Source organism: Streptomyces sp. NPDC101227 (assembly GCF_044767545.1).
Taxonomy (GTDB): domain Bacteria; phylum Actinomycetota; class Actinomycetes; order Streptomycetales; family Streptomycetaceae; genus Streptomyces.
In genome coordinates this window covers 199717-213864 of sequence record NZ_JBIWOD010000007.1, presented here as the reverse complement: position 1 = coordinate 213864, position 14148 = coordinate 199717, and the positions used below count along the sequence as shown (strand labels likewise).

Here is a 14148-nt window from a genome sequence, read left to right as displayed (position 1 = left end):
GCGCCGACGGGCGGGCCGCGTCTACACGGGCTGCGGTTCGAAGTCCCAGTAGGGGCGGCGGCGGCGCCGGGCGGAGAGGGTGTGCGGATGCTCGGCGCCCAGCGTCTCGCTCAGCTGCCCGATGGCCTCCTGCTCCAGCTTCGCCGCCTCCTGGCTGCGGCGCAGGGTGCGCAGGTCCTCGGCGAGGGCGGTCTTGGCGGAGAAGGTCATCGGGTGCGACTCCCCGAGCGTCACCTTGGTCCGCTCCAGGGTGTCGCGGCTCAGCTCCAGCGCGCCCTCCGCATCGTCGACCCGGCTGCGGGCCGCGCCGGCGTTGAGCGCGCAGCCCAGCGTCCAGGGGTGGTCGGGGCCCATCGCCGCGGTCATGCCGTGCAGCGCCCGCTCGGCGATGGCCAGCGCCTCCGCGTGCTCGCCGAACTCGGCGCGGACCAGGCCGGTGTTGCCGAGGGTGCCGACGGCGTACGGATGGGTCTCGCCGACCAGGGAGCGGTAGCGTTCGGCCACCTCGTCGGCGAGCTCCGCGGCCTCGGTGAGGTCGCCGTGCTCGCGCAGGAACGTGGCGTGGTCCGCCTGCACCATGAGGGTCTCGGGGTGCCGTGGTCCCGCGATCCGGCGGGAGCGCTCCACCACGTCCTTCATCAGCTCGTTGGCCTCGTTCGGCCGGCCCGAGCGGCGCAGGCACAGTGCGAGGTTGTGGTCGGCCCGCAGCGTCTGCGGGGTGTGCCGGCCCATGACCTGGTGGTGGAGGCGGGCGTTGAGCTCCTGTCGGGAGGTGGCCTCGCGGTAGCGGCCCAGCAGGCGCAGCATATGGGCGTAGACCATGCCCGAGCGGAGGGTGAGGTGGTGGCGGGCCCGCAGCTCCCGCTCGCGGACCGCCAGCAGCTCGCCGTGCGTGGCCAGCGCCTCTTCGTAGCGCCCCAGCAGGCTCAGCACCTCGCCGAGGTTGTTGCGGGCGGAGAGCGTGCGGGGCGCCTCGGGGCCAAGCAGCGCGGAAAAGCCGCGCCAGACGCCGTCGAAGATCTCGTACGCCTCCTCGAACGCGCCGAGGGCCATGTACGTGCCGCCGAGGCCGTCCTTGGCCCGCAGCACGGCGGGGTCGTTCTCGTCCCGCTCGGCGCGCAGCTGGTCGACGATCGCGCTGCCGACGGCCTCGGCCTCGCGGTAGCGGCCCAGCAGACGCAGCATGTTGGCGTGCTGGTGGGTGACGGTGAGCATGGTGCGCTGGGTGGGCGCCAGCCGGGTGCGCCAGCGGGCGATGAACTGCTCGCACAGCCTGAGGCCCATGCGGTACTCGCCGCGCACCCGGAGGTATTCGGTGCAGTTGACGAGGAGTTCGTGGACGGCGGGCTCGGGGCTGTCCAGGACGCAGGCGGGCTCCAGGTGGGGGATCAGCGCGGCGTAGCGGTCCCAGTTGCGGGTGTCGACGGGGTTCTGCGGGTCGGCGGAGACCAGCACCCGGCAGGCCGTGGCGGCCTTCGCGTCGCGCTCGTCCTCGGTCATGTCGCTGCGCAGGAACCGGTGGTAGAGCCGGTGCATCAGCGCGGTCTCCACGGCCGGGTCGGCGTCCTCCGAGACCTGGTAGTCGAGGCGTACGGCGGTGGACTCGGTCAGCCTGCGCAGCGCGGTGTTCCAGCTGATCGGCTCGGCGGCGAGGTCGGCGAGGTGCTCGGGCAGGTCGCCGCGGCGGGCCTTGGCGAGCATCGGGACGGGGATGGCGTCGGGGGCGAAGAACGCGAACAGCTTGAGGAGTTCGACGGCGGCCGGGCTGCGTTCGCGCAGCGTGTTGAGAGTTATGGCCCAGCTGGTCTGGAAGGCCATCGGGTAGTCGGAGGAGATCCGGATGCCGACGAGGCTGGGTTCGCCGCGGCGGATCAGCTCGATGTACTCCTTGGGCGCCATCGGGTTGGCGTCGAGCCAGGCGGCGGTCTGGGCGAGCAGCAGCGGCAGGTCCTGGACGGCCTCGGCGAGCAGGTCGGCCTCGACCGGGGTGAGCCGCCGGGCCCGGCGGCGGGCGTAGGCGACCGACTCGACCCGGGTGAAGGGCGGTACCTCGATCTCCTGGGCGCTGCCGGACCCCGACCAGTCGCGGGTGAGGGTGGTGATCAGGACGTGGCCGCGGCCGTCCGGGACCAGGTCCTCGATCTGCTCCATGTCGTCGGCGCTGTCGAAGATCAGCAGCCAGCGGCGGTACGGGCGGCCGATGCGCAGCGCTTCGTGGACGGCGCGGATCCGGTCGCCCAGTTCCCGGCCCACGGGGAGGCCGAGCCGGGTGGCGAGCTCGGCGAGTTGTTCGCGGGCGGCGCCGCGGTTGATGGCGCTGACCCACCACACCACGTCGTAGTCGTTGCCGAAGCGGTGCGCGTACTCCTGGGCGATCTGGCTCTTGCCGACGCCGGAGGTGCCGTAGAGCGCGATACGGGTCTCCAGCGGCGGGGCCGCGCCCACGCCGGATCCCGCCAGCTTGTCGTGCAGCTCCTCCAGGACGTCGTCGCGGCCGGTGAAGCGGTTGTTGCGGCGCGGGATGTTCCACACCTCGGGCGGGTTGTTGGGGAAGCGGGGCGCGCCGGGGGCGTTCTCGTCCAGGCCGTGTCCGGCGCGCTTGATGCCGAGGCGGTGCAGCACCCGGCGCTGTGCCTCGCGGGCATCCAGGTCGCGCAGGTCGGCGGGCCGGAGCAGGCCGGCGGTGGCGGGCAGGCTCTGGGTGGCCACGCTCACCGCGGCGAAGCGGTCGGCGTGCGGCGGTACGACTTCCCGTAGCGCGGCGGTCCATTCCTCCTGGGTCTTGGGGCCGAGGCGGAAGTACCAGTCGTCGAGCACGATCAGCAGCCGGCCCTCGGCCTCCAGCAGCCCCGACAGCTCCTCGGCCAGCGCGGCGTCCGCCTGGGGGTCCCAGCGCAGCAGGGTCGTGCCGTGGCCGAGCTGTTCCAGCTGGTGGGAGATCCACGCGGCCCAGGGCCGGGCGAAGCCCGCATAGCTGATGGTGATGTGCCCGGTGGCGCCGGCGGGGCCGGAGGATCCGGCAGAAGCGGACTGATCGACCATGCGACCGTCTCCCTGAGTGCGAGGTGCGCGCGTGCGGAGGCTGATGCTGAGGCGGGGTTTCTGCGGACATGCCTGGCTGATTTGCACGATAGCCCAAGTGTCCCCGCATTCCACGACAGTGCGTCAGGTCATGTTGGGGGAAGGTGAGTTGGGCCGGGAGGGGCGTCGCACGGCGAGTCCGGCAAGGGTGGTGGGCGGCGGGCGGGAGAGACGGCCGCGTCCAGGCGGGCCGCGATATGGCGGATGAGGCGTTCGAGGTCGGCGCAGTACACGGACGGATTGGCGAACTGGGTGGGGCCGGCCCGATAACGGTGTGCGTAATTGCCGCCGCCGCACACCGCCATCAGGGCGCAGCGGCGGCACTGGGCGCCGAGCCCGTCCCGGCCGCGCTGGCGGGCGGCGATGGCGGGGTGCGCCAGGGCGTCGTCGAAGGTGTGCCGGAAGACGTCGAGGCCGGTGGCGGCGGCGCCCTCGTAGGCGGACCGGAGGGAGTCCACCTGCTCGATGGCGCCGTCGGTGTCGATCACGGCGGCGACGACCGGCGAGAGGCCGATCGCCTCGCTGGAGCTGGGGCGGCCCAGGAGGAGGCCGACGATTTCGGTGAACATGCGCACCCGGGGCTGCGGTTCCCTTCCGGGGTCGCCGTCCCACCACAGGTCGAAGACCGTGCACAGCCAGTCGCCGTACGGGGTGCCCCCCGCGGGGCCGTGGGGGGCGGCCGGGGGAGGGCTGGACCAGTTGGCGTGCGGGAGGAGGAAGTCGAGCATCGGGGGGTCCAGGGCGCGCAGCGAGCCGTAGACCTCGGCGGGGTCGGCGGTGATGTCGAGGGTGCACAGGATGCCGGCGAAGACGCCGGGACGGTCGCGCAGGAGGCCCGCGGCGCGGGCGGCCGCGGGCCAGGAGGGGCGGCCGGCGTGGTCGAGACGGCGGCGGTTGAGGGCGGGGGTGCCGCCGTCGAGGCTGAGGCCGACCCGGAATCCGGCGGCGGCCAGGTCGTCGATGACGTACGGGGTGAGCAGGGTGCCGTTGGTCTGGACGCCGAAGGTGGCGGTGCAGTGGGCGGGGAGCGCGGCGCGCACGGCGGCGGCCTGGTCGAGGAGCGGACCGGGGCCGGTCAGCAGCGGTTCGCCGCCGTGCAGATCGATACGGATCTCGCGCAGCCGGTGGGTGCGGGCGTGTTCGGCGATGCGCAGCGCGGTCCGGCGGATCGTGGCGGCCGGGACGAGCGGCGGGCGGTCGCGCCAGCTGCGGTCGGGCCCGGCGTAGATGTAGCAGTAGGTGCAGGCGAGGTTGCAGCGGCTGTGGATCTTGATGACGAACTGCCGGAAGGGTACGGCTGCGGTCCGGCCGCTCTGTCCGCTCACGGCCGCCCCCTGCCCTCGCCGACGTCCGGGAGCCGGGCCCGTCGGCTCCGGCCCTCCCGGCTATCTCCCCCGGACTTCGTCCGGGCGCTGCGCCCAGGAGCTACCCCCGGCCCGGCACATGCCTGAGGGCACCTGCCTGATGGGTACATGGCTCCGCCATCGGTCCAGGAATCGAACTCGTTCGACAACTGGCCGGTTCCCTAGCCCGATTGCCCAAAAACGCACGCCTGCGGCCGCCGCCTCGCACCGTCAGTGACCGGGCGCCGTGGCGCTGTCCTCGTAGTAGGCGACGGCATCCTCCTCGGACGGCCAGTCGCGCAGCAGCAGCGCCGCCACCTCGCCCAGCACCGGATGGCTTCCCCGCGCCGCCAGTGCGCGCACCTCCACGCCCGTGAAGTCCGGCAGCGGCACGGCCGACGGGGCCCACGGGGCGGCCGCAGCCGGTGCGGTGCGGTCATTCCCGGAAGACGCTGTCACCGGCTTCCTCCGAGGATGCGTCGTCCTTTAGGGCGGGGAGGGATCAGACTCCTGCCAAGCAGGGCAGGGACCGCCGGATCGCCGCCAGGGCGATCCGGCTTCCACCCTGCACGGGCGTGCGCGAGCCCGCAATGATCAAGAGCTCTCAACTGTCAGTCCTCCCAGGTAGGTTCGGATGTATGACGACACAAGCGCAGGCGGCGGAGGGGGCCGGGCACGCCCGGTACACCTATCGCCTGCGCTTGTCGTCGTCGGCCAGGGACGCGCTCGAAGCCGAGTGGGACCGCTGCCGCTGGGTCTGGAACGAATCGGTCGCGAAGTCGAAGGCCGTCCACCAGCACAATCGGGCGACCGGGCAGAAGGAGACGTGCGGCCCGGCGCAGCTCGACAAGATGCTGACCGAGGCCCGCGCCCGGACGTCGTGGCTGCGCGAAGGGGCGTCTGTTCCTCAGCAGCAGCTCATACGCGACTTCGCGAAGTCCCGTGCCAAGGCGCTGAAGGACATCAAGGCCAGCTTGCCGATGCGGCAGCGGGCCGGGATGCCGAGGTACAAGAAGAAGCGCGAGGCGCTGCCCACGCTGAACTACACCCAGCGCGGGTTCCGCCTCAAGGACGGGTGCCTGCATCTCGCCGGCGGCATCGTCGTGCGGCCGGTGTGGTCGCGGGACCTGCCCAAGCCGCCCAGCTCGGTGCGTGTGTACCGGGACGCGGTGGGGCACTGGTGGGCATCGTTCGTCGTCACCACCAAAACCGAGCACCTTCCCACAACCGGCCGTGTGATCGGCATCGACTGGGGAGTACGCGAGACCGCAACCACCACGAGCGGCGATCACGACCTTCCTCACCCGCAGCACGGCAAGACCGCCACGCAGAAGCTGGCCCGCTACCAGCGCATGATGGCCCGACGTAAGCCGAAGAAGGGGCAGGCCGCGTCGGAGGGTTACCGCGAGGCGAAGCGGCAGACGGCGAAGCTGCACAAGAAGGTGGCCAGGCAGCGGCAGGACACCGGCCGCAAGTGGGCCAAGGCCGTGGTCCGTGACCATGACGCCCTGGCGGTGGAGGACTTCCGTCCCAAGTTCCTCGCGAAGTCGACCATGGCCCGCAAAGCCGCCGACGCCGCGATCGGCGCCACCAAGCGGGCGTTGATCGAGATGGGCCGCAAGCACGGCCGTGCCGTGCATCTGGTACACCCCGCGCACACCACGATGGACTGTGCGCAGTGCGGAGCGAGAACCAAGCACGCACTACCTCTTTCCGAACGAACATACGCCTGCACCGCGTGCGGAGCCGTCTCGCCCCGGGACAAGAACTCCGCCCGCGTGATGCTGGTCCGGGCTGGTCTCCGTCCCGGCTGGCGCTGATCGTGTAGGACCTGCGCGCCCGCCGGGCCGCAGGCAACGTGAGCCAGGAATCCCCTCCTCAGGCAGGGGAGGTTTCAAACTGCTCTCCTCTTGGGCCGGCTGGACGGGGGTGTTCCCGAACTCCCGTCCACAGAAACACGTTCACCGGACGAGGGACAGGCATCGGCCAGGGCGTACGGGGCGGTCAGCCGGTGTTTTCGAGGGCGCGCATCCGGGCGCGGGTGCGCTGCGCCTCGGGGCCGGTGTCCTCGGCCGCGCGCTGCCACTGCTCCCAGCTCTCGCGGTAGGCGATCAGGGCGGACCGGGATCCGGCGGTGTCCTCCAGGACCTCGCCGCGCCGGTGGTGGGCGCGGGCGGCCAGCAGGGCGCTGCCGGCCGCCAGGGCGGCGGTGGCGGCGCGGCGGTAGCAGGCGGCGGCCCGGTCGTGGCGTTCCCGGGAACCGAAGCGGCGGTCCAGCAGCAGCTGGATGTCGCCCACTTCCAGCCAGGCCTCGGCCGCCACGTACGGAATGTCGGTGCCGCGCGCGGCCAGTTCCAGGATCCAGTCGGCCTCGTGCAGATCGGCGAGCGAGGGCTGGCGTTCGTGGCGCAGCCGCAGGGCGCGGCCGAACAGCAGGCGGTGGCCGGCGAGCGCCGGGTCCTGCGGCGCGACCCGGGCCAGCGCCTCGCGCAGCACATGCACGGCGTCGTTGGCCAGGCGTCTGCCCGGACCGGCGGCCGGCTCCAGCCGGGCGCGGGCGAGCAGCGCGGCGCCCCGTTCGGCGAGCAGCGCGCTGTGTTCGGGCGAGTCGGGGACGGTGAGGCGGAGCGCGGCGGCGAGTGCGGTGATGGCGTCGTCGAGGGCGGCCAGGGAGCCCGTACGGGTGTGGGCGGCGCTCTGCGCGGCGGCGATCCGGCGCAGGCTGTCGGCCTCCAGGGCCGGGTCGGCCAGCTCGTGGGCGATGGCGCGGGCGCGCTCCAGGGTGGACAGCACGGACGGCAGGCCCGCGCCGCCGGACAGCGAGCGGGCCGCGGCGAGGTCCAGCAGCGTTTCGCAGACCAGCCGGTCGGCGGCGCTGCCGCGGCGGCGCAGCAGGACGATGGCGGTGTCGAGGTCGTCCGCGGCGCGCACCGCGAGGGCGCCGGCCGGTCCCGGCCCGGCGATCGGGGTCTCCCCTGCTCGAACAGAGTGGAGAGCTTGCGGAAGGGCCCGGTCGAGCAGCACGCCGCCGCGGGCGGCATAGACCTCACCGGGGACCTGGCGGCCGCTGGGCCACTGGTCGAGGAGCGTGGTGAGGGACCGTTCCGCCTCGTCCAGGGGGCCCGCGTCCGGCGGGCCGTCCTCGGCGTCCGCGGCGGGCAGGGCGGCCAGCCGGCGCAGCACCTCGGTGCGGAGCACCATGCTCTCCAGTACGCGGGGGTCCAGCAGGCTCATCAGCCCGCAGGCGGTGTGCAGATGGCGGGCGGCGTCCTCCAGGGCGGCGCGCTCCTCGGCGGCGGCGCCCGCGGCGCGCCGCTCGCCGGCGCGGGCATGCCGTACCCGGCCGAGCACGATCAGCGCCCGGGTCCGCTCGGCCTCCGCGCCGCCGTCCTCCGCCGCGGCCCCGGCCGCCCGCTCCGCCTCCTCCAGGGCGTCGGGCTGGCGCCAGGTCGCCCAGGCGTGCAGCAGGGCGCGGGCGAGGTCGGTGCCCGCCACCGGCTGGCGGCCGGCCGCGGCGCGCAGCAGCCGGACGGCCTCGACCAGGTCGCGTACCGTCCCGGCGTGTTCGTAGCGTTCCAGGAGGGCGGCGCCCTCGGCCGCCGGGCCGCCGGGCTCGTACGGCCGCCGGTCGGGCGGCCGCAGCGTCGGCTCGAAGCGGCGCAGGACCCGCTCGGAGACCCGCGCGAACGGCTCGGGGACGGCGCGCTGGCCGGTCTCCGGCTCGCGGCCGCTGCCGGAGAGCATGGCGACCGCGACGGCCGGGAAGTTACGGGCGCTGCGGCCGAAGGTGCGCTCGATGTAGAGCGAGCAGTGCTTGAGGACCAGGGCCGCCTCGCCCGCGCTCAGCCGGCTCAGCAGCTCGTCGCGTACACCGGGCACGAAGTCGTACCAGGGGCCGCCGGCCGCGGCCTTCCCGCCGGCTGCCGAGGGGCCGGCAGGCGCCACCGTGTCCGGCGGGAGCTGGGTGACCAGGCCGCTGAGCAGCACCTCGGCCAGCTCCGCCGGTCCGGTCTGCGGGAGCATCGCGCGCTGCACGAGCTGGATGACCGGGAGGGCGAGCGGTACGGCGGAGAGATGGACCGCGAGCAGCCGGGCGGCGGGCGAGGCCAGCTGGTCGAACTCCCGGACCATTTGGGAGGGTTCGGGGCGCGGGGGCGGCTGCGGGGGCGCGGGCTCGGCGCCGTGATCGGACCGTACGACGGTGGCCGCGCCGGGCAGCGAGAGACCGGCGTCCGCGGCGGCCAGCCGGGCCCAGGTGCCCAGGGCGGCGGGGGTCGGGGACAGGACCGGTACGACGCGTTCGCGGGCCCGGCCGGACGGGGCGGCGGCCGCGGCGCGCCGGCGGCGGCGCCGGGCGGGCCGGAAGCCGAGGGCCTGGTAGGGGCCCTGGCGGCGGACGAGGGTGCCGGCGACGGCGGGCAGCAGGGTGCGCGCCCACATCCGCTGCGGCAGCGGCTGGACGACGGCGAGCGGGGCGTCGGCGGCCCAGCGGTAGAGCAGCCGCTGCATCCGGCCGTCCCGCCACAGGGGTCCCGCGCAGTCGCTGATGACGAGGGTGAGGTGGTGGCCGGTGGGGTCGTGCAGCTGGTCGGCGGGGTGCAGCGGGCTTCCGGGGCCGGGGGTGGCGGCGACGCCGACGTCCGGGCCGTGCGGGTGGAGGTAGTGCACGGTGACATCGCGGAAGGCGCCGACGCGTTCACAGACGTGGCGCAGGTCGTGCAGCATCTGCTCCCACACGGCCATCGAGGACGAGCCGTCCATCAGGAGCCGCAGCGCGGCCGCGCGGCGGTGCACCCCGCGCAGCACCGGGATGACCATTTCGGCGTGTGCGGAGAGTTCGGCGGTGGCGTCGGCGTCCAGCTCCCGGCGGACCGGGGCGGCCGGCGGGTGGTAGCGCTGGATGGGCCGCAGGGCGCGCTGGAGCGGTAACAGGCCGGGGAAGGCGGAGGCGATGGGGACCGCGATCTCGCCGAGGCGGTGGTGGTCGGGGTCGGCGGCCCGGGCGTCGTGGGCGGGCAGCAGCTCGGCGTCCCGGCGGCGCGGGCGCGCTTCGGGCGGGCCCGATGACTCCGGCGCGGAGGCGTCCGCCGCCGCCGTCCCGTGCGCGCCCTCTGGCGTCCCGGCCTCCCCTACGGAGAAAGTGGCCGGATCCCTGCGGTCACGGACGGGCGGTGCGGTCGTGCCGGCGTCCGTCTCCTGCGGCGTGATCCACTGGGCGAGCCAGAGGGCGTCGGCCATTCCCCGGGCGTCGGCCGGCACGCCGGCCGCCGTCAGCCGCCCGACGAGTTCCCCGAGTCCGTCGAGTCCGTCGAGGGGACCTGGGCCAGGCTCCCCGAGAGGCACCGCGCTCACCTCGTCCGATCAAGAGGTCGCATCAGCTCGGCCGTCAGCCGCCGTCGGGTCTCCTCCTCGTCCTCGTCCGTCCATCCGGCCTGCTGGGTGAGGTGGATGGCGTTGAACAGCTGGTCGACGGCGCGCACATCGCCTGGTTCGCGCTCCAGGAAGCGGTCGATCACCGCTTCGTGGCGCTCGGCCGCGCCCTCGCCGAAGTGGGCCCGCACCATGGACGCCAGCCGCTCCTTGTCCGGGAGCGGGATGTGGAGGTGGATGCAGCGGCGCAGCAGGGGCGCCGGGAAGTCCCGTTCGCCGTTGCTGGTCAGGACGATGAACGGGAAGGCCCGGCAGCGCACCCGGCCGTCGCGCACCGTCACCCGGGTGCCGTCGTCGCTGAGCACCGGAACCTCGGGGGCGGAGCCGCCCAGCCGCTCCAGCTCCGGAATCCTGAACTCCCCTTCCTCCAGGACGTTCAGGAGGTCGTTGGGCAGGTCGATGTCGCTCTTGTCCAGCTCGTCGACGAGCAGCACCCGGGGCCGGGCGGCGGGCAGCAGGGCCGTGCCGAGCGGGCCGAGGCGGATGTAGCGGCCGATGCCGCCGCCCGGCTCGTCGGCGGGGTCCTGGCCCGGGTCCGGCACCTGGCCCGGGTCCGGCTCCTGGCCCGGCGAGGGCTGCTGCGACCGGTGCGGTGCCGCGCGGGCGATCTGGAGGTCCTGGAGGCGGCCGATCGCGTCATAGGCGTACAGGCCGTCGCGGAGCGTGCTGCGGCTGACGACCGGCCAGCTGAGCACCCGGCCCAGGCCCAGTTCGTAGGCGACCGCATGCGCCAGGGTGCTCTTGCCGCTGCCCGGGGCGCCGGTCACCAGCAGCGGCCTGCGCAGATAGAGGGCGGCGTTGACCAGCTCGCGCTCGGTCTCGCCGGGCCGGTGGTGGCGGGCCTCGGCGGGCCGTACGCCGAGCCGGCGTTCGGAGGCGGGGTCGAGGGCGGCGGGCGGCGGCACCGGCGGCCCGCCGTCGAAATCGCGCCAGGGCGGGGGCGGCGGAAGGTGCTCAATGCCGTCGTGCGGTGCCCCCGCGCCACGGTAGATGAGCCAGTCGCTCACGTCGGAACTCCTCGTCGCCGGCCAGGCATCGGGCAGGAGCGACGGTCCTGGAGGACCACCCGGGAGACGTCGGCATTCGCCCCCGGCGCTCCCCCACGTCCGCCACGCCATCACGAAAGACTTGTCTCGCTTGTCTCCCACGACGCTATGACAGTACCCAGTCGTACGGAAGGTCACGGGGCGGTTTCCGGTCTCCGATGTTTTTCGCCAGGCGGGCGCCAAGTGCCGTTCAGGGGGCGCGACTTGCATGTGGCGGGCGTTTGCCGGGGAGACAGGCGCCGGGCGCGTGCGGGGGGACGCGGGCGCCTGCGAGGCGCGCGCAGGAGCGCACGGAGCGGGCCGCACCGGCGGCAACCGGCACCGGGCCGGGTCTCTCGAAGGTCAGGGCCGGACGCGCCGCGGGCCCGGCCACGGAGCGTCGGACACGCCCTAGCTCATTGACGGCGGCGACACCTGCGGCCGGTCCGCGGACAGCTTCGGGAGCGGGTTCTGGGGATCGTCGTAGAGGAGCACCAGATCGCGCGCCCAGTGGGTGCCGGTCTCCGTGGGCTCGGCGGCCTCGGCGCGCAGCTCCCGGACGAGCTCGGGCAGGCGCGCCACCCCGCCCGCTCCCTGGAGGAGCTTGCGTACGCCGAGGTGGAACTCCTCGCAGGCGGCGTCGCATTCCCGCGCGGCGTGGCCGGCCGCCGCCCACAGTCCGGCCGGGAAGCCGCTGTCCAGGGCGATGCCGACGGCCGTCCGCCCGAAGCCGTCGGCGACGGAGTGGCACAGCGCGGGCAGGGTGCCGTCGTCCGCGCCCTCCAGGAACCGCAGCAGCGCCTCCTCGGAGTCCGGACCGTTCCCCCAGCCTTCGGCCCCTCCCCCAAGCTCTCGGCTCCGCTCGTACGAGGGGGAGCCCCAGCCGCCGCCGGGCGGCCGGTCCGGCGGCAGGCGCAGCGCGCGCAGTTCGCGGGCGGCGGCGATGCCCTGCCAGCGGCGCAGCCAGGCCGGGTCGACCTCGTCGCGACGCGCCTGATCGCGCAGCACCACGGGGCGCCGGGGGCCCACCGGCCGGCCCCTGGCGGTGCGCCGGGTGGAGGCCGCGACCTCCCACTGGCCGACCGGCGTGTGCCAGCGGCCCTCGGGGACGGCGACCTCCAGCGGGACCCGGCCGCCCGGTCCCGCTTCGTCGTCGGCGCGCAGCAGCCTGGCGCCGAGCCGGCGCAGCACCTCGTCCCGGGCCTGCTCGAAGGGCACGCCGCCGTCGGATTCCCGGACGTCGACGCGCAGCCACCGGCCGCGCCCGTAGCCCTCGCTGACCGACCAGTTGAACAGTTCGGGCCCGGCCTCGTCGTAGAAGAAGAGCGGCTCGAACTCGACGAGCACGGAGCGCGGCGGGCGCCGTACCGGCCCGATCCGGCGGCGGTCCTGGGGCCGCAGCACCACCGCCTTTGCCTGGACGAACTCCCCGAGCCTGGCCGCCTCTTCGGTGACCTCGGCGGCCTCGTCGCCGGGGAGACCGCGGGCCTGGTCGGCGGTCCGCTGCGCCGCGATCCGCAGATAGTGCACGAAGGTGCGGAGTTCGGCATAGGGATCGCTGCCCTGGTAGAGCGCGCCGTGGCCGTCCCGCCAGGTGCGCAGCGTCCAGGCGCCGGACCCGTTGTAGGGGCAGCCGCGGTCCAGGGCGTCGGCCACCGCCTCCTCGACGACCAGCGGATCGCGGGGCGCGGGCAGCCGGGCGAGGAGGTCGAGCGCCTGGAGGCGTTCTTGGACGCCCCACAGGCGGCCGCGTCCGGCCATGACGGCGTGCTGGGCGTCGAACCAGGTGGGCCCGCCGTCGCGGCCGAGGTCCTGGCCGCTCCAGTGCCAGCGGTCGTGGGCGCTCATCAGCGCGTGGTACGGGTCGGGGCCCAGGCCCGTGGCGCCGGCCACCAGGTGTTCGGTGCCCAGCCCGCGCAGCGCGGTGACCGGCACGGCGAGCCCGAGGTGGTCCTCGCGGTGGGCTCCCTTGACGATGCCGACCACCTCGCCGCGGTCGCATTCGACCAGCGGGCCGCCGGAGGCGCCGGGCGTGACCCGGACGTCGGTGCCGAACTGGAGGCCGCGGGCGTCCCGGGCGCCGAACCGGACCGCGATGAAGGCGTCGACGGGATCGACGGGGGCGGCGGGGCCGGGGGCCGCCGCGTCGCTCCCGCCGCTCCCGCCTTCATGGCCGTACCCGCCGTACCCGCCGTCGCCGCCGTCGCCGCCGACGCCACCGGAGTCACGTAGTACGCGTTCCCGCGCACCACCGGGGAGGGAGCTCGGCTCGTCGTGCCCCCGGAAGATGTACGCGTCCTCCAGGAGCGTGGCCGACTGGTCGCTGATCCAGGCGCACGGATGCTCGACGGCCGGGTCGAGCAGCCTGATCAGCGCGAGGTCGGCGCGGGCGGCGGCGGGCCCGGCCTCGGGGGCGGGGCGGCTGAGGTCGTATTCCAGCCGCGCGGCGACCACCCGGCCGCCGAGGACGACGCCGAGGACACCGTCCGGGCCGATCTCGCGGCGCCGCCCGTCATGCGGGGCGGGCACATGGGCGCAGGTCAGCACCCAGCCCGGGGCGATCAGCACCCCGCTCCCCCACGTTCGCGGCTGCTTGGTGCCGGGCGCGGCACACAGCGCTACGGTCGTGCGCCCGGCATGCTCGAGCAACTGCGCGTATGCGGCCCGGTCGCCGCGGGTGCGGGCCGTGCCGTCCGGGGGCGCCATCAGCGGCCCGAATCATCCGGCTCCCGGCTGTCGGCCGGCCGGTCGGGGCTATGGGGATGCCCGGGGTGCCGGGGATCATCGGCGGCCGCCGGGCCGTCCTCGCGCCGCCAGGTCAGCGTGATGGAGAGGTTGGCCTTCGCCTCGCCGTCCGCGAGGAGGGCGACGGCCTTGCCGGGCTTGGCCGAGACCTCCACGCCGAAGGTCACGCTGGTCTCGTGCGGCGCGACCCGCGCGGTGGCCGCGCGCACGCTGGCGGCGACGCCGCCGACCACCTCGCGCAGGCCTTCGACCCGGGCGCCGAGCGCGTCCCAGGCGCCGACGTCCTCGAATTCCCCGTCCGCCGCGTCCCAGCCGTCGAGGCCGGGCGCGTCCAGCCGGGAGACGCGGGCCCAGATCCCCGTACCGTCGGGCAGCTCGATGTACTGCGCGCGATCTTGCATCACGGCCTCCTGCTCCCCCTAGGCGGCAATTCCCCATTACCGCAGGACCGTTGACAGACGATCAGGTTAGCCCTCGGGTGCCTGTGGCGCGAGAGGTCCGTGAGCCTCCTATCCTGGCCGGGA

General features: G+C 74.7%; 7 protein-coding genes and 1 pseudogene. 1 reads left to right on the top strand and 7 read right to left on the bottom strand.

Annotated features, from left to right (window positions below):
* Positions 1 to 21 precede the first annotated feature (21 nt).
* The 3 genes from fxsT to ACIRPT_RS18625 form a co-directional block, all read right to left on the bottom strand.
* The gene (gene fxsT / locus ACIRPT_RS18635) at positions 22 to 3042 is read right to left on the bottom strand and encodes an FxSxx-COOH system tetratricopeptide repeat protein (RefSeq protein WP_403828256.1); all 3021 of its coding nucleotides are present in this window, start codon (positions 3040 to 3042) and stop codon (positions 22 to 24) included.
* Between the two features lie 128 nt (positions 3043 to 3170).
* Complete coding sequence (locus tag ACIRPT_RS18630) at positions 3171 to 4406, bottom strand: FxsB family cyclophane-forming radical SAM/SPASM peptide maturase (protein WP_403828254.1); 1236 nt, start codon at positions 4404 to 4406, stop codon at positions 3171 to 3173.
* A gap of 249 nt (positions 4407 to 4655) precedes the next feature.
* Positions 4656 to 4883: a YxD-tail cyclophane-containing RiPP peptide gene (locus ACIRPT_RS18625; protein WP_403828252.1), complete on the bottom strand. Its 228-nt coding sequence runs from the start codon at positions 4881 to 4883 to the stop codon at positions 4656 to 4658.
* 179 nt (positions 4884 to 5062) lie between these two features.
* Here ACIRPT_RS18625 and ACIRPT_RS18620 point away from each other — a divergent pair.
* Positions 5063 to 6272: pseudogene (locus tag ACIRPT_RS18620) on the top strand (RNA-guided endonuclease InsQ/TnpB family protein); the annotation flags it as partial.
* Positions 6273 to 6428: 156 nt separating this feature from the next.
* Here ACIRPT_RS18620 and ACIRPT_RS18615 read toward each other — a convergent pair.
* From ACIRPT_RS18615 to ACIRPT_RS18600, 4 genes are all read right to left on the bottom strand, one after another.
* On the bottom strand, positions 6429 to 9767 hold the full coding sequence (locus ACIRPT_RS18615; RefSeq protein ID WP_403828250.1) for an SAV_2336 N-terminal domain-related protein: 3339 nt from the start codon (positions 9765 to 9767) through the stop codon (positions 6429 to 6431).
* 5 nt (positions 9768 to 9772) lie between these two features.
* Positions 9773 to 10861 (bottom strand): AAA family ATPase, encoded by a 1089-nt coding sequence (locus ACIRPT_RS18610; protein WP_403828248.1) that lies wholly within the window; start codon positions 10859 to 10861, stop codon positions 9773 to 9775.
* 429 nt (positions 10862 to 11290) lie between these two features.
* On the bottom strand, positions 11291 to 13585 hold the full coding sequence (locus ACIRPT_RS18605; protein ID WP_403828246.1) for a trypsin-like peptidase domain-containing protein: 2295 nt from the start codon (positions 13583 to 13585) through the stop codon (positions 11291 to 11293).
* Complete coding sequence (locus tag ACIRPT_RS18600) at positions 13585 to 14025, bottom strand: CU044_2847 family protein (RefSeq protein ID WP_403828244.1); 441 nt, start codon at positions 14023 to 14025, stop codon at positions 13585 to 13587. Before ACIRPT_RS18600 ends, ACIRPT_RS18605 begins: the two co-directional genes overlap by 1 nt.
* Positions 14026 to 14148: the final 123 nt, after the last annotated feature.

Excerpts from the sequence above, each read along its gene's own strand:
- ACIRPT_RS18600 (WP_403828244.1), bottom strand. The coding sequence starts at position 14,025 with ATGCAAGATCGCGCGCAGTACATCGAGCTGCCCGACGGTACGGGGATC.
- ACIRPT_RS18605 (WP_403828246.1), bottom strand. The coding sequence starts at position 13,585 with ATGGCGCCCCCGGACGGCACGGCCCGCACCCGCGGCGACCGGGCCGCA.
- fxsT (WP_403828256.1), bottom strand. The coding sequence starts at position 3,042 with ATGGTCGATCAGTCCGCTTCTGCCGGATCCTCCGGCCCCGCCGGCGCC.